Source organism: Neobacillus sp. YX16 (genome assembly GCF_030123505.1).
In the GTDB taxonomy this organism is placed as follows: Bacteria; Bacillota; Bacilli; order Bacillales; family Cytobacillaceae; genus Neobacillus.
In genome coordinates this window covers 3,265,717-3,285,628 of sequence record NZ_CP126115.1, presented here as the reverse complement: position 1 = coordinate 3,285,628, position 19,912 = coordinate 3,265,717, and the positions used below count along the sequence as shown (strand labels likewise).

Here is a 19,912-nt window from a genome sequence, read left to right as displayed (position 1 = left end):
TCTTAATAGTTTTATATTAAACCCAACCTCTGAATTGGGATGCTTCTGCTACTTTCTTTATTCCAACCATATAAGCTGCTAAACGCATATCAACTTGATGTGTCTGAGACTGTTGATAAATCGTGTCAAAAGAACTAACCATTACCTTCTCAAGCTTTTCCATGACCTCTTCTTCAGACCAATAGTAACCCTGATTGTTTTGCACCCATTCAAAATAAGAAACCGTAACCCCGCCTGCACTTGCAAGAATATCCGGAACAAGAAGAACTCCCCGCTCTGTTAAAAGCTTAGTAGCTTTAAGAGTGGTCGGTCCATTTGCCGCTTCAACTATAATACCCGCTTTTATGTTAGCTGCATTCTCTTCAGTGATTTGGTTCGAAATCGCAGCAGGTACAAGAATATCACATTCTAATTCTAGTAATTCCTTGTTGCTGATTGTGTCTGTAAATAGCTGAGAGAATGTACCGAAACTATCTCTTCTATCAAGTAAATAATTGATATCAAGTCCGTCTGGATCATAAACTCCGCCGTAAACATCGGAAACAGCGACAACCTTTGCTCCAGCGTCATGCATAAATTTAGCTAAGTAGCTGCCTGCGTTTCCAAAACCTTGTATAACCACGCGAGATCCTTTTAACTCTTTTCCTTTTTTCTTAACCGCTTCGTTTATACACATAGTCACACCACGGGCAGTTGCGGTTTCACGTCCATGAGAGCCACCTAATACAAGAGGTTTACCAGTAATAAATCCTGGCGAGTCAAACTCACGGATACGACTATATTCATCCATCATCCATGCCATTATTTGTGAGTTGGTATAAACATCCGGTGCAGGAATATCTTTTGTTGGCCCAACAATCTGACTAATCGCACGAACATAACCTCGACTTAATCTCTCAAGCTCTCTGAAAGACATCTTTCTTGGGTCACAGATGATACCGCCTTTACCGCCACCATAAGGAAGGTTAGTTATCCCACACTTTAAACTCATCCAAATCGATAAGGCTTTTACCTCCGCTTCATCCACATCAGGATGAAAGCGAACACCGCCCTTAGTTGGTCCAACCGCATCATTATGCTGTGAACGATATCCGGTAAATACTTTTACCGTGCCATCATCCATTCGAACCGGAATTCTGACGGTTAATAAACGAATCGGTTCTTTTAATAATTCATACATTTCGCTATTGTAGCCTAACTTCGTTAATGCTTCTTGTATGACCGTTTGGGTAGAGTAGTATAAGTTTAAAGATTCTTTTTCCTTTTGCTGTTCTTTTGACAATTCATTCATCACAGTCTTAACAGACATGCCTGACACCTCTTAGTTTAGTAATATGGAAATATAGTTCTTAAGCTAAAACCTTTGTGATTTTCTCAACTGCCCAATCAATTTCTTCCTTCGTAATGATAAGCGGGGGCGCGAAGCGAATAACGGTATCATGTGTTTCTTTACATAATAAGCCCTCTTCTTTTAGTTGCTCGCAGTATGGTCTTGCTTCTTCTGTTAGTTCTACACCGATAAATAAACCTCTGCCTCTAATTTCTTTAATCTTAGGATTTTTAATCGTTTTTAATTGTTCAAGGAAATACGTACCTAATTCAAGTGAACGTTCCGCAAGTTTTTCTTCCTCAATCACTTCTAAAGCTGCAAGTGATACGGCACAAGCGAGTGGATTTCCTCCGAAAGTAGAACCATGTGAACCTGGATTAAATACTCCCAATACATCGGAATTGGCAACAACACAAGAAATCGGGAATACTCCGCCACCAAGCGCTTTTCCTAGAATTAACATGTCAGGGTTAACTTCTTCCCATTCTGTGGCAAACATTTTTCCAGTACGCGCTAGGCCAACTTGAATTTCATCTGCAATAAATAATACATTGTTTTCTTTACATAAGTCAGACGCTGTTTTTAAGAATCCATCCGGAGGTAAAATGATTCCTGCTTCTCCTTGAATCGGTTCAATCAAGAATGCTGCCGTATTAGGTGTGATGGCTGCTTTTAATGCTTCAAGATCTCCATAAGGAATTAGCTTAATTCCTGGTAGCATTGGACCAAAACCGCGCTTATATTCAGGATCAGAAGATAATGAAACAGCCCCCATCGTCCGACCATGGAAGTTACCTGTACAAGCAATAATTTCAGCTTGATTCTCAGCTATTCCTTTTACATCATAGCCCCAGCGGCGTGCAGCTTTAATGGCTGTTTCAACTGCTTCCGCACCAGTATTCATTGGAAGGGCCATTTCTTTGTTCGTTAATTTACAAATTTTTTCATACCAAGGACCAAGCTGGTCATTATGGAAAGCACGTGAAGTTAACGTTACTTTATCAGCTTGGTCTTTTAATGCTTGAATAATTTTAGGATGACGGTGTCCTTGGTTTACCGCAGAATAGGCACTTAGCATATCCATATAGCGGTTTCCTTCTGGATTTTCCACCCATACTCCCTCTGCCTTAGATACTACGATTGGAAGTGGATGATAGTTATTAGCACCAAATTTTTGTGTTTGCTCAATAATTTCTGTTGTTTTATTTAAAGTAGTAGTATTCACTTAGTTTCCTCCTTATAGCGTTTCAGATGTTGTTTTAGCTTGCATGTGAAGAAGTAAATAATCAGGTCCTCCAGCCTTTGAATCGGTTCCTGACATATTGAATCCGCCAAATGGCTGATAACCTACAATAGCACCTGTACATGTACGGTTAAAATAAAGATTTCCTACATGGAATTCCTCACGAGCACGTTCGATGTGCTCACGGTTATTAGAAATTAAGGCACCTGTTAGACCGTAGTCTGTGTTATTAGCAATTTTCATCATATGATCGAAATCACGAGCTTTCGAGAAACCAACAACTGGTCCAAAAATCTCTTCTTGCATAAGTCGAGAATTTTCATCTAAATCTGCGACTATCGTTGGTTGAATAAAGTAACCCTTGGAGTCATCGCCTTCTCCGCCAGTCATTAATCTGCCTTCTTGTTTACCAACTTCGATATAATTCATGATTTTCTTATATGATTTTTCATCAATCACTGGACCCATATAATTAGATAGATCTTCTGGGTTACCAAGTGTAAGTGTCTTTGTTAAGGCAACAGCTTTTTCAAGTACTTCATCATAAACATCTTGATGAACAACCGCTCGGGAGCCTGCTGAACATTTCTGGCCAGAAAATCCAAAAGCCGAGTAAACAATGCTTGCTGCTGCTAATTCTAAGTCAGCTTCTTTATCGACAACAACCGTGTCCTTACCGCCCATTTCAGCAATAACGCGTTTAATCCAAATTTGCCCCGGATTAACTTTTGCAGCTCGTTCATTGATTCGGCAGCCTACCTCACGGGAACCAGTGAAGGATACGAAACGAGTTTTTGGATGATCCACAAGATAATCTCCAATTTGAGCTCCGCTGCCAGGTACAAAGTTTAATACTCCATTCGGTAATCCTGCCTCATGCATAAGCTCTACAAATTTTGCAGCTACAATTGGTGTTGAGTTTGCAGGCTTGAGAAGAACCGTGTTTCCAGAAACAATTGCTGCAACAGTTGTTCCAGCCATAATTGCCAATGGGAAGTTAAATGGTGAAATAATGATTCCAACACCTAGTGGAATATAGTGGTATTGATTATATTCTCCATCACGGCTTTGAACAGGAAAACCTTCTTTAATACGCAGCATTTGACGACCGTAATACTCGATAAAATCAATAGCTTCTGCAGTATCAGCATCCGCTTCCTTCCATGGCTTTCCTGCTTCTTTTACAAGATAAGCAGAAAATTCATGTTTACGGCGACGTAACATACCTGCGGCACGGAATAGGATGTTGGCACGGTGCTCAGGCTTCCACTTTTTCCATGATTCAAATGCAGTTAATGCTGTTTGCATTGCCTTTTCTGCAAGTTCTTGGTCTGCCATAGAAACACTTCCGATGACTTCTTCTTTATTTGCTGGATTAATAGACTGAATTTTTTTATCAGTTGTAATAGACTCTCCGCCAATTACAACTGGATATTCCTTTCCTAGCTGAGATTGAACGTAGGAAAATGCTTGTTGAAATGCTTGTTTATTAGTTTCATCTGCAAAATTAGTAAATGGTTCATGCGTATACGGTTTCATTCATTTTTCCCCCTTGGTGTTTGTTCAAAATATAAATTTGCAAGTATCATGCCAAACATAAAATGCTTTATTAATAAGGTTTTTATATTAGTAACCGCAAAATATTTTTGCGCAAAATTATTATTTATTTAGAAACGCAAAATTATTTTGCACTGTTTTGTATTTTCTGTTTTAATAGAAACATAAACAATAAGGGGAATACTCTCATGGAAAATATGAAAATGACCATCCAATATTTGCAATATCTTAATTCAATGTATAAAAGGATTTTAGACGAAGTGGATGTTGGGGTCCATGCAGTAGATGCTTCAGGGAATACGGTTATCTATAATAATAAAATGGCCCAAATTGAATCGATGGACCTTCTAGATGTGATGAATAAGAATTTATTAGACGTCTTTATGTTTAAAGAAAATCAATCTAGTACACTTGTAAAAGTGCTCCAAGATAGAAAAGAGACAAAGAATGTTAAACAAACTTATTTTAATAACAAAGGCCGTGAAATTACAACCAACAACAATACGATTCCTATTTATGAAAACGAAGAGCTGCTGGGTGCAGTTGAAATCGCCAATGATGTGACAAAGCTTGAACGGTTAATAAAAGGGAATATCACCCGTAAAGGAAGCACTAGATATACTTTTGATAGTATTACTGGAAACAGTACAGCTATTAAGGAAGTCATTGAAGGTGCCAAGCGTGCAGCACGGACATCTTCTTACGTCTTAATTGTGGGAGAAACTGGAACTGGAAAAGAGCTGTTTGCCCAGAGTATTCATAATGCAAGCAACCGATTTTCGGGCCCTTTCATCTCCCAAAACTGCGCTGCATTGCCTGATAATTTAATTGAAAGTCTTCTATTCGGAACAAAGCGTGGTGCATTCACAGGGGCCATTGACCAGCCAGGATTATTCGAACAGGCAAATGGCGGTACCTTGTTACTTGATGAGATTAATTCACTTAATCTAAATCTTCAGGCTAAATTGCTTCGTGCACTTCAAGAAAAAACCATCCGCCGGGTTGGGGATACAAAGGACACCCCGATTGATGTTCGGGTGATTGCAAATACCAACGAGGACCCAATTGATGCAATAACCAATAATCATCTGCGTAAAGACTTATATTATCGTCTTGGAGTTGTTACTGTCTTCATTCCGCCTTTAAGAGAGCGTAAAGAAGATATTCCACCCCTCGTCCAAGATTTTATTAAGAAATACAATGAGCGTTTCCAAATGAATGTAAAGTGCTTATCAGATGAAGTGAAACAATCATTTTTGGAGTATGATTGGCACGGGAATGTTCGAGAGCTTGAACATATTATTGAAGCGGCAATGAATATTATTATGGAGGATGAAGAAATCATTGAATACTCGCATCTCCCCTTTCAATATCGTAGCAAATTGCAAGTAAAAGAAAGGAACACTCCTTCTGTTTCTGTAGATGTGTTTTTGAAAGAACGGACAGATACGACAGCTTTACTGAAGGATCAAATGGAATACTTTGAAAAGTCCTATATTGAACATGTCTGGAAAAATAATGATTACAACATTTCAAAAACTGCAGATGTACTAGGATTAAGCCGTCAAAGCCTTCAATATCGGATGAAAAAACTAAAAATAAAGCAAGATTAACAAGATTTGCTAAAAATGTCCGAAATTATTCAAAATATTTGCAGGAAATTGTCGATTTATAAAGGAATATATAAGTAGACCATAAAAAGGAGGAAAATGAATGAAGAAGATATTAACCTTACTTTGTACTAGTTTAATTGTTTTATTAATGTTAGTAGGTCCAGGAAATCCTGTACAGGCAGCACAAAATGTTGTGTTTTTAGGTCCAGTACCTGATTTTGAACACCCCCCTGGTTGCGGTTGTGAAGACTTGAAGCCACTTACTGGATCAGAGAGGAATAAAATTGTTTCTGATCTATTAAAAACTGATGTATTTAAAGGTGCACGTAAAGACCTTATGTCACAAGGTATTAAGTGGAATGGTGCAAACACTGTCGAGGTAATTAAAGTTGATGGTGCTCCCGTGTTAGTGGGCATTCCTTTTACAAAAGATGGAAATATCAAATTTTACGCTTTTGTATTTCTAGGCAATTAGAACTATCATTCAGTCAAAAGAGGGTGACTCAAAAGGTCGTTGAATTACGACTCCTTTGAGTCATTTTTTTATGCTAACACTCATAGCATTCATTAGTGACCGGTTAGTTAATGGTTATATATCAACAAGAAAATATAACAGAGCCTAAAAAAACAGGCTCTTAGGATCATACCTAAGAGCCTGAATATTCTTCTCGATTTTCAACAAAGACACGTTTATGATTAATTATATTTTTTGTCAAAGTCAAACTCAACTTCCTCAAGTTTAACCACTTTCGTTTTCTTAATCAGTTTATATCCAAAATATAAACTAAGGAAAAACGGAATACCCAAGTAAGCTGCTACAACACCGCCCCAATCTATCTGTTCGGCAAGAAAGGCTTGGAAATTTTGGGCTACTATGACGATAATTCCACAAGCAATAGCAAAGATAGGCCCAATCGGAAACCATTTTGCCCTATACGGTAATTTGTCTAATGAATGCCCTTGAGCGATAAGGGCTTTTCGGAACCGATAATGACTGATAGAAATACCAAGCCAAAAGATAAATCCAGTTATACTGATCGCGTTCATTAACCAGATATAGACTGTACCATCACCAAAAAAGGAAGCTAAAAAGGCAAGGGCACCTATAGCGCATGTTAAAATCATACCTGCAACTGGTACACCTCGGTTGTTTAGTTTTCCAAAAATCCCTGGTGCTTGTCCAGCTTTCGCCATCGAATACAACATGCGTGTTGATGCATACAAACTAGAATTACCAGCTGATAATACCGCAGTTAAAATAACAGCATTCATAAGTGAAGCTGCAAAGGCAATACCAGCCTTTTCAAAAATGAGGGTAAATGGACTTACCATTACACTATCATTTTGTAAATTCGGATTGGTATAAGGAATAAGAAGCCCAATCACTGCAATCGCTAAAATATAAAAAATTAGGATTCTCCAGAAAACATTTTTAATCGCCTTTGGTACATTTTTTGCAGGATCTTCACTTTCCCCTGCTGTAACTCCAACGATTTCCGTACCTTGGAAAGAAAAACCTGCTGCAATAAAAACAACAAAAACACTTAAAATACCACCTGAAAAAGGAGCCTTTTCCAATGTAAAGTTTTTAAACCCTACTGCTTCTCCTCCCATAATACCGAAAATCATCAGTAAGCCAACAATAATAAATATAATGATTGCTGAAACTTTAATTAAGGATAACCAATATTCCCCTTCCCCATACCCTTTAACAGATAAATAGTTTAAAAGAAATATAAGCGCTAAAAATGATGCACTCCATACCAGCGAAGGACTATCCGGAAACCAAAATTTCATGATCATGGTTGAGGCGGCTAACTCAGCAGCAATGGTCATCGCCCAGCTAAACCAGTAGGTCCATCCAATCGCAAAACCAAATGCTGGATCCACAAATTTTGTTCCATACGTGCTAAAGGAACCGCTTACTGGCATAAAAGCAGCCATTTCTCCTAAACTAGTCATGATAAAAAAGACCATTGCACCCACTATAGCATATGCTAGCAATGCTCCCCCGGGCCCGGCTGTACTGATAGCTGCCCCGCTGCTGAGGAACAGTCCAGTACCAATTGCACCTCCGATTGAAATCATCGTTAAATGCCTGGATTTTAACTCTCTTTTTAATGTCTGTTCTTGTTGTTGATTTACAGATTGCTGGAATAATTCTATTTCACGTTCCTGTAACATGGACTTCATTCCCTTCATTTTTTATTTGAAAACGGTTACAAATAGATAAATGCTTTACTTTTTGAAAAGTAATATTCCCTGGTAGTTAGAGAACCTTTTAAGGGAACAAAAAAGTGTCTACAAGTCATGGGAAATAGAATTGTAGACACTTTCATCTCGTGTCACAAGTTCCACCATCCTTCTCATAAACGCTTACGAGGTTAGCTGTCGGATTCGGGCCTTCTGAGTAGCCCTACCTTAAAAAGGATTCACCCCTTGGATTGATTAAAATCCATATGGTTCCCCCGTACCTAAACGGTTTAAGCGATTTAGAAATTTGAAACTATTTTCAATATTATAATAGTTGCTATTTTAAGAAAAGTAAAATAATTTATTACAAAAATATAAAAATAACCCGAACTCCCCTAAAACACTGTCAATACTTCTAAGAAATTGAAAATTTTGTCAAATACTTTATTCCACTACATCAAAATCATTATAGTAGATCACTTCACTCAGAAATTTGCACCCTGTTATACTCATGTAAGTGGCTCTTGCTTCCTCTTGATTTTCAAACTCAAACATTTGAATATTCTTTTCTGAATACACCGTAATGACCCACATTAAATATCCCTCACCTCATTTTTTTATAATCTGAAACTGCGCCCTCCTGAAAATTTCCAATAAATCAAATCGTTTTTTTAATTATTGATTTTCACTATTGGCAACATAGAATAGTTTTATATCTTGTTCTTCTTTAATGCAATAAGTGTGCCAACCAAATTCCCATTAGAAATATCCATTTACCTTATCCTATCGAGGTAATACCGCAAAGATTTTTTGCTCTATGCCAAAATATTTTGCACAATTATGTTAAATAAGGTTGGTTATGCAAAGTTTTTTGATTACCGTTACATTTGCATGTTTAACAATCTCTAGGTAATACAAAAAAGCACCTCTATCAACAGAGGTACTTTTTTAAGTTACAGACTTCTTTTTTAGATTTGTAATGATGGTATCCTTCTCTGTCCGTTGTAACATAGACAATTACTGGCAAATGCCAGTATTATTTTCTAACTATTCTTCATCCATAATCTCATCAAAAGCCGCAGAAACTTTATCAAATTCCTCGTCGCTTTCAATTGCGGTTAAGTCTCCATCCGTGTCGACCTTTAGAAAGAAGATATCAATATCGTCTTCCGTTTCCTCTTTTATATCTTCTACAAATCCTACAGCGACATAATTAGTACCTTCTATATTGATGGAGGCTAGTACTTCTACTTCCTGCTCCTGATCTGTTTCATCACTAATGGTAAACACTTCGCCTACTTCAATATTAGCCATTTGAATCCTCCCTCTCATATTAAGAATAAGCATTTCATTCAATCAGTATCTCTAAAAAAGCTGGAAATAATGCTAAAAAAATAACTTATTTTTGCTCGATGACCTTTATAAACTCACGTAAATAGTCCGGTAGATCTGGCGGGCGTCTGCTTGAAACGAGGTGTCCGTCGACCACAACCGGTTCATCATACCAAGTTGCGCCGGCATTCTCCATATCATCCTTAATTCCAGGTGTACTTGTTACCTTCTTACCCTGCAAAATTTTTGCCGAAATTAACACCCAGCCAGCATGACAGATTTGTCCAATTGGCTTTTTGTTTTCTTCGAAATGCTGAAGCAGTGCAAGGACTTCAGGAAAGCGGCGAATCTTATCTGGCGCCCAGCCTCCTGGCACCAAAATGGCATCGTACTCCGCCCCATTAATATCACTATAGCAGTAATCCGATTTAGCCGGTACACCGTATTTTCCTATGTATTCTTCCTCGGCCTTCTCACCTGCTAAGTGAACGACGGCTCCCTCTTCTCTTAATCTGAGTATTGGATACCATAGCTCAAGATCTTCAAAATCATGATGGACAAGACTAACTACTTTTTTACCTTTTAAACGCATAATCCTTCCCTCCTCCTTCCTGTTATTATGACATAGAAAATCAAAACTAACAAAAAGACACCACTTTTTTCTACTAATCAGTGGTGTCTAGAGTATTTACATCCAGCCAAAGAATCTAACTGTTTGGGTTATGCTAAGTGGAACAAGTATTGCAATAACAGTTGGAATTAGGAAGGCTAAGAAAGTCCATTTTTTACTCTTTGTTTCTTTGTAAATGTTTAGAAGCGTTGTTCCGCATGGGTAATGCAGTAGAGAAAATAACATCATGTTTAGCGCTGTCAGCCAAGTCCAGCCGTGGTCTAGAAAGATTTGCTTTAAATCGACCAAGCTATCCACCTCTGTTAAGGAACCTGTTGATAAATACCCCATTAACAGGATGGGAAGGACAATTTCATTCGCTGGCAAGCCTAAAATAAATGCCATCATGATATAGCCATCAAGACCGAGCAACTTTCCAAATGGATCCAAAAACTCAACTGCGTACATCAATATACTTGTATCTCCAATAAATATGTTCGCAAATACCCATGTTAGGATCGCTGCCGGTGCAGCTACTTTCACTGCACGCATTAAAACAGACCATGATTTTGTTAACGACGAGCGAACCACAGTATCAAAAATCTTTGGTTTCCTGTATGGAGGAAGTTCTAACGTGTAGTGGGTCGGTATCCCTTTTAATGCTGTTTTTGAGAGCACCCATGAGACAAAAAATGTAACAATAATACCAAACATGACAATCCCGACGATCACTCCAGTCGTAACAAGTGATTTAAGTCCACCAGTAAAATTTGCAGCCATAAATAACGAAGCTAATACAATTAACGTTCCCCAGCGACCATTACATGGAACGAAATTATTTGTCAAAATCGCAAGCATTCGCTCTCGAGGCGATTCAATAATTCTTGTAGAAATTACAGCTGCTGCATTACAGCCAAAGCCCATTGCCATCGTTAACGATTGTTTTCCATGTGCACCCACTCTTTTAAACAAACGATCCATATTAAAAGCAACACGTGGCAGGTACCCATAGTTTTCTAAAAGAGCAAACGTTGGAAAAAAGATTGCCATGGGTGGAAGCATGACACTTATCACCCAAGTTGTGCCCCGATATAAACCAAGGACGAGGACTCCATGAACCCACTCTGGTGTATTTAGAAAATTAAAAAATGCTGTTAAATATTTCTCCATTGAACCGAAAAACTCTGCAAGCATAGATGATGGAATATTGGCACCCGCAATTGTTAAATAAAATAAAACACCTAACATCGTAAGCATAATCGGAAATCCAAAAATCGGTGAAGTGAAAATTGCATCAAGCTTTTCTGTCCTTGTGTCCCTTTTCGACTTTGTATACTTAATCCCTTCACTACAAAGACGATGGCTTCTTTCATAGAGCTGCTGAACAATATCATCTCTCAGCTTAGCACTTGAAAGCTGCTGTGCCTCCATGTAAAGCTGTTGAATACTCATTCTGCCACCTCCTTCTGTCCAAATCGCTGATTGATCTCATTCAATAATCTTTCATCTCCATCCAGCAATCTTAACGAAACCCAACGGGCAGACAGCTGATTTCCAACAAGCTCAAATACTTTTGGCTCTATTTTCTTTATTTGTTCTTCAATATCATCCGGATAAGTCATTTGTACAGGTTGACATTCAATTGCTCCCGTCACAATCCGTTCAATCGTATCAAGCAGCATTGGAAAACCTTTTTTGTTTCGTGCTGATATTTTAATGACGGGCACACCTAAACGGTTAGTTAGAATTCGTTCATTAATATTAATCCCTTGTTTTTCCGCCACATCAATTAAGTTAATACAAATGATCACATTTTTGGTCATTTCTAAAACTTGTAAGGCTAAATTAAAGTTCCGCTCCAAGGATGTGGCATCCAGTACAACTACAGTAACATCAGGTTTTTCAAAAACAATATAGTTCCTTGCAACCTCTTCATCACTTGAATTGGAAAAAAGCGAATAGGTACCAGGGAGGTCAATTAAATTAAACGTCTTACCCTTATACTGAACATTCCCTTGTGCAAGCGATACCGTCTTTCCTGCCCAGTTTCCTGTATGCTGCCTTAATCCAGTCAGGGCATTAAACAAGGTGCTCTTTCCTGTATTCGGGTTACCAGCCAAGGCAATTCGGTAACTATTCCCCATTTGCCATCAACACCCCTTCTATTTGTGAACTTTCCTCTTTTCTTAAGGCAATAGTGGTTTGACTGACTCGAAAAGCAATTGGGTCTCCTAAAGGACTTTTTCTAATCACTTCGACAATCGCTCCCGCCACAAATCCTAAGTCTAATAATCTTCTTCTCATCACACCGTCAAGATTTAAAGAAGTGATACGAATTAAATTTCCCTTTTCGCCATTCACCAGTTTTATTATTTTTGGTATACTCATATATCTTTCCCCTTTGTTAAAGTTTTTCCTTCGTGCAACTTTTTCTTAATTATATGATAAAATAGCAGTCTTGTGTTAAAATTTTTTAAAAAAAATTAGCTGCCTACTATTAGGCAGCTAATTTAAATAATATTTTTCAAGTCAAAACTTCCCTTAAAACTATTCCAAGCGTAATTCCTATGAACATCGATGTTAGTGTACCCAATAGAAAATACTCTGCCCAGTTCCGGTCATCCATTTGTTTGAACCGCGCAATGGACTTGGCAGCTACAATAAATCCAATCGCTGGATAAGCACTGTAAAAGGTTAAGACTAAAACTAATAATCTCTCAATATATCCAATTAATTTCCCGCGTGAAAGATCATGCTTGCCAAAAATCGTATAATTGTACTCCTCCGCCAACGCTCTATTCCCTGTATGATTCTTTGTATAGTTAGCTTCTTGCCGTTCATTTTTAAACGTATATTTACCTTCAAAGGTTAAAAGCTGATTAGGCAAGGAGCCTAAAAGAATCCTTATCAGGTGGCCACTTACAGTCGTTGCGAAAATAATCACGATAACGGTAAATAAAACCGAGTTTATGATACTCCATTTTTCTCCGCTCAGAAAAAATTCATAAATTGCAGCAAAATCTATACCTAGAAACAACTTTCCAGCAAGCAAAATACATACATAATGCAGCAGTTGATCAACAATAAAGAAACTAACTCGTTTCATGTTTTCTTCGTTACTATTTTTGATGATATCAAGGAGCTTAATTTTTAGTATATCAATGAAATAATGGCTAATAACGATAAAGAGTAATGGGATAATCAGATGGCTAAAAATACCTATTTCTTTATAGTTAAAAAGGTAAAAAACAATCAGTACTAGTCCATTCATCAGAAAATGGTGTCCGATATGCTTCTTAATATTATTAATTTTATCCTTTACCATTTCATCGGTTTGCAGATAAAAATCTGCAATGAGATGGGCGAGAATAAGGCATAAAAATAACATGGATTCTCCTCTCAAACGGGTTATTACTTAATCAAATTTATTTTTAAATGATTTCTAATCGATTCCATTAATGCTGCACTTAAAGCTTGTGGTTTATCTAGATAATCGCTATAAGATTTTTCCTGTAGAGAGTCAAGGGTGGTAATCAATTTATAAAAAACAGATAGTATTTCTTCACTTTTACCTTTTTTATAATGGCTAGAGATAGTTGGTGCAGTTTTCCCGAGCAGTTTTGCTACTGCTTTTTGCTGCTCCAAAATAAAGTAAAATGTACAAACCTGCTCCTGAATCTTTGTTTGACCCTTCATCATGATTAACTGGACACTTAATAATGAATTTATTAATGTTTCAAACTCTGACCGAAAATGATTATACTGAAAAAATTGATTTTGATAAAATTGATCAAGTTCAAACTTAAATAAAGGTCTTACTTGTTCCTCCTTCAATAAATCATTCGCATACCTTGCCTGCTTTATTAAGGGATGAATCCACTTCTCTATATCTACTTCCTCTAACTCTTTGTCACTATCACCAAAGGACAATCCAAAATAAGGCGGATTGTCACGATATTTCCAAATCCTGCTTATAAAAAAGGCTAAAATATAGGCAGTGGAATATCCATAACCAGCAAAGATGATCTCATCGCCCGCTCTGTGCTTCACTTTAACATGACCGATTTTCTCAGACCAAATCGTAACCCTGTTTACCAGCTCATCTAAGTAATTAGTCAATTCATCTCCCATGTCACCAGACGAAGAGTTACTGACATCGAGAATAAAGATTGAGATAGGATAGTTCATCTTTTGCTCCTTCAACATGAAATTAGATTATATAGTCTAATTTTATAAAAATTAGAGTAAATAGTCAAACTTATTCCTTGTTTGATGAACCTATCTAACATCAAGAATTAAATGACAACAAAACTTCTCCATTCTTGCGGAAGGAGGTCCTGATATTGTCTTTGTAGAAACCGATCATCTACTAAAACAATGGTCCCATGGTCCTCTTCTGAACGAATTAATCTCCCGCCAGCTTGTAACACTTTATTCATACCAGGAAAAACATAGGCATAGTCATAACCGTTTCTTTCCTTCTTGTTAAAATGATCCTTAATAAGATTCCGTTCATAACAAAGCTGCGGAAGACCTACACCTACCACCACCACACCATTTAAGCGGTCACCCTTTAGATCCACTCCTTCTGAAAAGACTCCGCCAAGAACGGCGAATCCAATTAATGTCTCAGGTTGATTGGGCTTGAACTTTTTCAAAAATTCTTCCCTTTCCTCCTCAGACATTCCTGCACCTTGAAGCAAGGTATTAGTTCCTGGATATTGTTTAATAAACTCATCATATACAGCGAGCAAATATTGATAGGAGGGGAAAAAGATTAAATAATTTCCTGGTCGATTTTGAACTAAGGAATGAATCATGGTTACAATGGCTGGCTTCGTTCTCTCGCGGTCACGGTATCTAGTCGACAACGGCTTGATAAAAATATCAGTCTGTTCCTCCTTAAATGGTGAAGGAATCGAAAGTAAATAATCCTCATCTTGACCGCCAAGAATATCCTGATAATAAGAAAGTGGTGCAAGTGTCGCCGAAAAAAACACCTTCGAGCGATAGCCTTTTCCCATTTTCTGAAGCAATTTTGATGGATCAATACAAAATAGTTTTAGTGTTATATCGTTTTTAATTTTTTCTCCATAGATGACATAATGTTCATCGAGTAAATCAACTATTTTCAAGAATGAATTCACCTGGAAGTACAGTTCCAAAAGGTTAGGAAAGGTTTCTTTTAATAAAACGATTTCGGCCCCTTCTTTAAACTGGTTCAGTAGCAGTATCAATTCTTCATCTAACTGGTCTAAGGTAAATTCATTCAATTCGCCGCCATTCTTTTTCAAAGAAATAAACCAAGAATTGATTTGTGAAGCACTATCATAAATTCCTTTATTGACGGATTTAAACTCCTTTTTCAATTGGAGAAATAACTCTTTGTTAAGAGACGCAGAGAACATCTCTCTACCACGGTCAACTAGATTATGTGCTTCATCAATTAATAAAAGTGTGGACTTCTTTTGCTCTTCGAACAGGCGCTTCAATGATACACGCGGGTCAAAAATATAATTGTAATCACAAATGACAGCATCAGCTGTATAAGCAAGATCAATAGAGAATTCAAATGGACACACTGTATGTTTACGAGCATAGTTTTCGATTACCTCACGATTCATACAGTTTTCATTGGCTGCAATATCTAAAATGGCTCCATTTATTCGATCATAATAACCATCAGCAAACTCACAATAATCCTTTTGACATTTTGTTTCATCCTTAAAACAAACTTTGTCTTTGGCTGTAATCGTAACATATTTCAAACAAAGCCCGCAGGACTGCATTCGTCCGACTGCCTCTTCTGCAGTAGTCCGAGTTATGGTCTTAGCGGTAAGATAAAATATTCGGTTTAAATTTCCTTCTCCCATAGCTTTGACGGCTGGAAACAAGGTGGATATCGTCTTACCAATCCCAGTTGGTGCTTTTACAAACAAACTCTTTTTCTCAGAGATCGTCTTGTAAACACCTCCAGCTAATTTCCTTTGTCCAGAACGGTAGGTGTCAAAGGGAAAAACCAATTGTTTACTGCTTTCAGTTCTCTCTTTCCGATGATCATGAAGTAATTTTGCGTAGGGATAATAGGTCTCTACTACTTCCTGAACAAAACCCTCTAGTTCAGAAATGGAAAAGCATTTTTTCAAAAGCCTTTTTTCATCACTTTCAACCTGTACATATGTAAGCTGTACAGATATTTCCTGTAACTGATGATCTTTGGCATATATATAGGCGTACATTTTAGCTTGTGCCCAGTGGACGGGAAGTCCATCATCTCCGAGTTGTTCTAAGTGCTTTGAGGTGGATTTAATTTCATCGATAATTACTTCTCCATTCCGAAACAATAATCCATCGCATCTTCCATCAATTGAAAAAATAAGGTCCTTGACGGGAAAATCTGCTCGAAGATAGACCTCCTTTTGATCAGATTCTTGATATGTAAGTTGAATTTTTTGGTGAATTCTCGTTCCCTCTAACATCGTGGACTGTGACCTGAACCTAGAATCAATGCTTCCACTGCTATATACATGTTCCACGAGTGTTCTAACTGCTAGTTGAATGGTATTTGACAAGAATATCACCTGCTTTACAAATAAGAATATACGTTTGTATAAAGATTATAACAGAAACCCAAACATTTTTGGACATTCACTCAAAAATCTACTCTCACATAATCTAATGTCGAGAGGAGTAAGAAATTATGTATCTTGTTACAAAGGAAAACATACACCAATTGGAGCTTGAAGCATGGAAAAAAGATGCGATAAATAGATTCGATGAGAGGATGATAGACAAAGAAAAGCACTTCCCTTGTATTCCAGCAACAATGGGATATCAGTTGAATAGGTTTTGCTTCGGATTTGTACCAAATCCTCAAAATCCGTTAGCCACTAAAGAATTAGCACTCTTGCTAAAGGAATACTCGATCGTTTACAAATCAATTGGTGCTTATACGTCACTTGTCATTTTTTATGAGCCTTCTCCAGAAAGAACCGGAAATCCCACTGTAGAACAATATGAACAGATGTTTTGGGAACAACTGAATCAGCTCAGTAAAATAGATGAGATGGAATGGCCAAGTCATATCCCTGCTGATTCTATGCATTCAATGTGGGAATTTTGCTTTCACGGAGAACAATTCTTTATGTACTGTGCGACCCCTTCGCACTGTAATCGGTATAGTCGTCATTTCCCCTATTTCATGCTAGCCATAACACCTAGATGGGTACTAGAAAAATTCACATCCTCCCCCTTACATGCCGAAAAAATAAAAGCAAAGATAAGAGACAGACTAGCCAATTATGATTCCATTTCCATTCATCCTGATTTGAACACGTATGGACAAAAAGATAATTATGAATGGAAACAATATTTCCTTCGGGATGACCAAACAACATTATCAAAATGCCCCTTCCATAAAAAAAATAGAGAACAAGAGTGAACTTGTTCTCTATAGCTAGTTATGAACGAATTTGTCCGGTACCTTGGACAATTGCCTTTGATGTCGTAATTGCCCGCAGCCCCATTGGTCCTCGTGCATGCAGCTTTTGAGTACTAATTCCAATTTCCGCCCCATAACCGAATTGTTCTCCATCTGTAAATCGAGTAGATGCATTGTGATAGACAACAGCCGCATCCACTGCCTGTAAGAATAACCGTACATTTTCATCCTGTTCACTGATGATGGCTTCAGAATGCTTTGTACCATACTCGTCAATATGTTGTATGGCTTCCTTCACATCTTTAACCAATTTCACTGCTAAAATTGGCGCTAAAAATTCAGTTTTCCAATCCTCTTCCATTGCACTTTTTACAAATGGATAGTGAGCTGTCAGCTCTTCATCACCACGGAGTTCTACTCCCTTTTCGTTAAGAGAATGTAGTATTTCGGAAATATACGGCCAACTTTCATGAATAAGCAGGGTTTCAGCGGCATTACAAACAGATACACGGTGCATTTTTGCATTAAACGTAATATCAATCCCCATTTGTTTTTTGGCGGTTTCATCAATGAATACATGACAATTCCCAACACCAGTTTCAAGTACAGGGACCGTTGCATTTTCAATCACGGATTGAATTAAACCGGCACCTCCACGGGGAATTAGCACGTCAAGATATTGATTTAGTTTAAACATTTGCGCTGCCGTTTCCCTGCTTGTATCCTCGAGCAGCTGAACAGCATCTGCAGGGATTTTACTATCAGCAAGAGCTTCACGCATAACCTTTACAAGTGCCTTATTAGAATGAAGAGCAGATGTACTTCCCCTTAAAAGAACAGCATTTCCTGCCTTTAAACAAAGGCTCCCCGCATCTACGGTTACATTCGGACGAGCTTCATACACCATCCCAATGACACCAAGCGGAACACGTACAGTATGAATCTGTAAACCATTTGGGCGCTCCCAAGCCTCAATGGTTTCACCGATTGGATCCTCGAGTTTAATCAATTGATGAATCCCTTCAACAATCTGTTCGATTCTCTCTTCTGTAAGCAATAACCGATCTAATAAGGAAGGGGTAAATCCTTTTTCCTCTCCCGCTCTAATATCCTTCGCATTTTCTGTTATAATCAATTCCTTTTCACTCAATAATCGGTCTGCCATCTTCGCTAAGGCTTCATTTTTTTCTTCCGTCGAAAGAATAGAAAGTACCTTAGAGGCTGATTTTAACTTCTTAGCCTTTTCTAATAATTCACTCATACTATACCTCGCTCCTTTGCAGACTAACCCAGTTATTACGATGAATCGCTTCTGCACGTTTATTGATTGAAAAGTTTTTCGTTTTATCACCAGGCAAACCTTTTACCATTTGTAAATTCTTTGCAGAATAATAGATTTGCCCTTTACCTATTAATTCACCTTTCTGATTGTGTACCTCGACAACATCCATTGCATTAAATTCACCAATAACGTTCGTAATACCTACGGGCAGCAGACTTTTTCCATTTGTAACAATGGCTGCTTCTGCCCCTTCATCAATTTCAACAATGCCAGCGGTTTGAGAATGAAAAGCAATCCATTGCTTTTTCATTTGCATTTGGGTTTCGAAGGAGCCGCCAATATAGGTCCCGTCTCCTTTACCCTCTAAAATCTTCGAAAGTTTTTCCTTCCCCTGCCCCTTCCCGACAAAGACGCTGACACCGAAGGAAAGGGCCTTTTTCGCTGCCAACAGCTTCGATTTCATTCCACCTGTTCCAACCGAAGAACCACTTTCTCCTGCCTCTTCAAGAAGTTCTTCATAAACCCTTGGGATAAAATCATACTTCTTGGCGTCCTTTACTACTTTTGGATTACCATTATATAGCCCATTTACATCGGTTAAGATGATTAGAGCATTTGCATGTAAAAACCCGCTTACGAGCGCTGACAGCATATCGTTGTCACCAAAGGTCAATTCCTCAATCGAGACCGAGTCGTTTTCGTTAATAATTGGTAAAACACCCCTTTGCAGGAGTTCAGATATCGTGCTATATAGATTATGAAACCGCTCCAGGCTATAAAAGTCCTCTCTAGTTAGTAGAATTTGAGCGGGTACAATACCAAACTCTTTAAATTGTAAAATATAATGCTGCATTAATAGTCCCTGTCCAACTGCAGCAGCTGCCTGCTTTCCTGCAACACTTTTTGGTCGAGCCGGATACCCAAGCGCTCCAAAACCTGCTGCGATTGCACCGGATGAGATGAGAATGACATCGTGCCCTTGTTCTTTTAAATGGGCAAGTGCTTCGATGTGATCACGGATTTTTTCTTCAGATATTGTACCTGATGCTGTTGTTAGCGAGCTGCTTCCTATTTTTACAACTACGAGTTGTTTCTTCATCCTACTCTTACCCCTCTTTTAAAAAATAAAAAAAAACGACTCTTCTGTCCCTATAAAAAGGACGGAAGAGTCGTTTCCGCGGTACCACCTTCATTGATGCTTTTATTAGCATCCACTTGACTCCGTAACGAGGGAAACGGCTTATGTTTACATAAGCGGTGTGAACAGGGCAGGTTCAATCTTTTTCACGTGAGAAACCTTACAGCCTTAGG

18 protein-coding genes and 1 riboswitch are annotated in these 19,912 nt (G+C 38.0%); of the genes, 3 read left to right on the top strand and 15 right to left on the bottom strand.

What is annotated here, in order from left to right; genetic code table 11:
• Positions 1-16: 16 nt before the first annotated feature.
• From QNH48_RS15855 to pruA, 3 genes are read right to left on the bottom strand one after another with little or no spacing between them, the layout of a single operon-like run.
• Positions 17-1,291 carry a Glu/Leu/Phe/Val family dehydrogenase gene (locus QNH48_RS15855; RefSeq protein WP_481858501.1) on the bottom strand — a complete coding sequence of 425 codons (1,275 nt, stop codon included), beginning with the start codon at positions 1,289-1,291 and terminating at the stop codon, positions 17-19.
• 58 nt (positions 1,292-1,349) lie between these two features.
• Positions 1,350-2,555, bottom strand: a complete 1,206-nt coding sequence (locus QNH48_RS15850; RefSeq protein WP_283951043.1) for an ornithine--oxo-acid transaminase — start codon at positions 2,553-2,555, stop codon at positions 1,350-1,352.
• Positions 2,556-2,567: 12 nt separating this feature from the next.
• Positions 2,568-4,112, bottom strand: coding sequence for an L-glutamate gamma-semialdehyde dehydrogenase (pruA, locus tag QNH48_RS15845; protein WP_283951042.1), 1,545 nt, complete (start codon positions 4,110-4,112; stop codon positions 2,568-2,570).
• A 206-nt stretch (positions 4,113-4,318) separates the two neighbouring features.
• On the opposite strand from pruA, the gene QNH48_RS15840 reads away from it, so the two are divergent.
• On the top strand, positions 4,319-5,743 hold the full coding sequence (locus QNH48_RS15840; protein ID WP_283951041.1) for a sigma-54 interaction domain-containing protein: 1,425 nt from the start codon (positions 4,319-4,321) through the stop codon (positions 5,741-5,743).
• Between the two features lie 100 nt (positions 5,744-5,843).
• Entirely contained in the window at positions 5,844-6,218 is a 375-nt protein-coding gene (locus QNH48_RS15835; protein WP_283951040.1) for a hypothetical protein, read from the top strand.
• Between the two features lie 221 nt (positions 6,219-6,439).
• Here QNH48_RS15835 and QNH48_RS15830 read toward each other — a convergent pair whose 3' ends face one another.
• From QNH48_RS15830 to QNH48_RS15785, 10 genes are all read right to left on the bottom strand, one after another.
• Complete coding sequence (locus QNH48_RS15830; RefSeq protein WP_481858500.1) at positions 6,440-7,936, bottom strand: amino acid permease; 1,497 nt, start codon at positions 7,934-7,936, stop codon at positions 6,440-6,442.
• Between the two features lie 165 nt (positions 7,937-8,101).
• Positions 8,102-8,243: riboswitch (cyclic di-AMP (ydaO/yuaA leader) on the bottom strand.
• Positions 8,244-8,380: 137 nt separating this feature from the next.
• Positions 8,381-8,530: a hypothetical protein gene (locus QNH48_RS15825; RefSeq protein ID WP_283951039.1), complete on the bottom strand. Its 150-nt coding sequence runs from the start codon at positions 8,528-8,530 to the stop codon at positions 8,381-8,383.
• Between the two features lie 453 nt (positions 8,531-8,983).
• Positions 8,984-9,250 carry a DUF1292 domain-containing protein gene (locus QNH48_RS15820; protein WP_095246862.1) on the bottom strand — a complete coding sequence of 89 codons (267 nt, stop codon included), beginning with the start codon at positions 9,248-9,250 and terminating at the stop codon, positions 8,984-8,986.
• An 85-nt stretch (positions 9,251-9,335) separates the two neighbouring features.
• Positions 9,336-9,860, bottom strand: a complete 525-nt coding sequence (locus QNH48_RS15815; protein ID WP_283951038.1) for a type 1 glutamine amidotransferase domain-containing protein — start codon at positions 9,858-9,860, stop codon at positions 9,336-9,338.
• Positions 9,861-9,956: 96 nt separating this feature from the next.
• Positions 9,957-11,330 (bottom strand): nucleoside recognition domain-containing protein, encoded by a 1,374-nt coding sequence (locus QNH48_RS15810; protein ID WP_283951037.1) that lies wholly within the window; start codon positions 11,328-11,330, stop codon positions 9,957-9,959.
• Complete coding sequence (locus QNH48_RS15805; protein ID WP_283951036.1) at positions 11,327-12,022, bottom strand: FeoB small GTPase domain-containing protein; 696 nt, start codon at positions 12,020-12,022, stop codon at positions 11,327-11,329. Before QNH48_RS15805 ends, QNH48_RS15810 begins: the two co-directional genes overlap by 4 nt.
• Positions 12,012-12,266, bottom strand: a complete 255-nt coding sequence (locus QNH48_RS15800; RefSeq protein ID WP_283951035.1) for a FeoA family protein — start codon at positions 12,264-12,266, stop codon at positions 12,012-12,014. The genes QNH48_RS15805 and QNH48_RS15800 overlap by 11 nt, the downstream gene beginning before the upstream one ends.
• Positions 12,267-12,402: 136 nt before the next feature.
• Complete coding sequence (locus QNH48_RS15795) at positions 12,403-13,266, bottom strand: DUF3307 domain-containing protein (protein ID WP_283951034.1); 864 nt, start codon at positions 13,264-13,266, stop codon at positions 12,403-12,405.
• 23 nt (positions 13,267-13,289) lie between these two features.
• Positions 13,290-14,066 (bottom strand): hypothetical protein, encoded by a 777-nt coding sequence (locus tag QNH48_RS15790; protein ID WP_283951033.1) that lies wholly within the window; start codon positions 14,064-14,066, stop codon positions 13,290-13,292.
• A 107-nt stretch (positions 14,067-14,173) separates the two neighbouring features.
• On the bottom strand, positions 14,174-16,450 hold the full coding sequence (locus QNH48_RS15785; RefSeq protein WP_283951032.1) for an ATP-dependent DNA helicase: 2,277 nt from the start codon (positions 16,448-16,450) through the stop codon (positions 14,174-14,176).
• Between the two features lie 128 nt (positions 16,451-16,578).
• Here QNH48_RS15785 and QNH48_RS15780 point away from each other — a divergent pair, with 128 nt between their 5' ends.
• A complete protein-coding gene (locus QNH48_RS15780; protein ID WP_283951031.1) occupies positions 16,579-17,319 on the top strand; it encodes a YqcI/YcgG family protein in 741 nt (246 codons plus the stop codon).
• Between the two features lie 19 nt (positions 17,320-17,338).
• Here the strand turns inward: QNH48_RS15780 and QNH48_RS15775 are convergent, their stop codons facing one another.
• Together QNH48_RS15775 and proB are read right to left on the bottom strand one after the other, a co-directional pair.
• The gene (locus QNH48_RS15775) at positions 17,339-18,580 is read right to left on the bottom strand and encodes a glutamate-5-semialdehyde dehydrogenase (RefSeq protein WP_283951030.1); all 1,242 of its coding nucleotides are present in this window, start codon (positions 18,578-18,580) and stop codon (positions 17,339-17,341) included.
• 1 nt (position 18,581) lies between these two features.
• Positions 18,582-19,700, bottom strand: coding sequence for a glutamate 5-kinase (gene proB / locus QNH48_RS15770; RefSeq protein ID WP_133367989.1), 1,119 nt, complete (start codon positions 19,698-19,700; stop codon positions 18,582-18,584).
• Positions 19,701-19,912: the final 212 nt, after the last annotated feature.

What these genes read in the sequence shown, in the direction of transcription:
- QNH48_RS15800 (WP_283951035.1), bottom strand. Translation starts at nt 12,266, where the DNA reads ATGAGTATACCAAAAATAATAAAACTGGTGAATGGCGAAAAGGGAAAT.
- QNH48_RS15775 (WP_283951030.1), bottom strand. Translation starts at nt 18,580, where the DNA reads ATGAGTGAATTATTAGAAAAGGCTAAGAAGTTAAAATCAGCCTCTAAG.
- QNH48_RS15810 (WP_283951037.1), bottom strand. Translation starts at nt 11,330, where the DNA reads ATGAGTATTCAACAGCTTTACATGGAGGCACAGCAGCTTTCAAGTGCT.
- QNH48_RS15855 (WP_481858501.1), bottom strand. Translation starts at nt 1,291, where the DNA reads ATGAATGAATTGTCAAAAGAACAGCAAAAGGAAAAAGAATCTTTAAAC.
- QNH48_RS15830 (WP_481858500.1), bottom strand. Translation starts at nt 7,936, where the DNA reads ATGAAGTCCATGTTACAGGAACGTGAAATAGAATTATTCCAGCAATCT.
- pruA (WP_283951042.1), bottom strand. Translation starts at nt 4,112, where the DNA reads ATGAAACCGTATACGCATGAACCATTTACTAATTTTGCAGATGAAACT.
- QNH48_RS15790 (WP_283951033.1), bottom strand. Translation starts at nt 14,066, where the DNA reads ATGAACTATCCTATCTCAATCTTTATTCTCGATGTCAGTAACTCTTCG.
- proB (WP_133367989.1), bottom strand. Translation starts at nt 19,700, where the DNA reads ATGAAGAAACAACTCGTAGTTGTAAAAATAGGAAGCAGCTCGCTAACA.
- QNH48_RS15780 (WP_283951031.1), top strand. Translation starts at nt 16,579, where the DNA reads ATGTATCTTGTTACAAAGGAAAACATACACCAATTGGAGCTTGAAGCA.
- QNH48_RS15815 (WP_283951038.1), bottom strand. Translation starts at nt 9,860, where the DNA reads ATGCGTTTAAAAGGTAAAAAAGTAGTTAGTCTTGTCCATCATGATTTT.
- QNH48_RS15820 (WP_095246862.1), bottom strand. Translation starts at nt 9,250, where the DNA reads ATGGCTAATATTGAAGTAGGCGAAGTGTTTACCATTAGTGATGAAACA.
- QNH48_RS15825 (WP_283951039.1), bottom strand. Translation starts at nt 8,530, where the DNA reads ATGTGGGTCATTACGGTGTATTCAGAAAAGAATATTCAAATGTTTGAG.
- QNH48_RS15835 (WP_283951040.1), top strand. Translation starts at nt 5,844, where the DNA reads ATGAAGAAGATATTAACCTTACTTTGTACTAGTTTAATTGTTTTATTA.
- QNH48_RS15840 (WP_283951041.1), top strand. Translation starts at nt 4,319, where the DNA reads ATGGAAAATATGAAAATGACCATCCAATATTTGCAATATCTTAATTCA.
- QNH48_RS15795 (WP_283951034.1), bottom strand. Translation starts at nt 13,266, where the DNA reads ATGTTATTTTTATGCCTTATTCTCGCCCATCTCATTGCAGATTTTTAT.
- QNH48_RS15805 (WP_283951036.1), bottom strand. Translation starts at nt 12,022, where the DNA reads ATGGGGAATAGTTACCGAATTGCCTTGGCTGGTAACCCGAATACAGGA.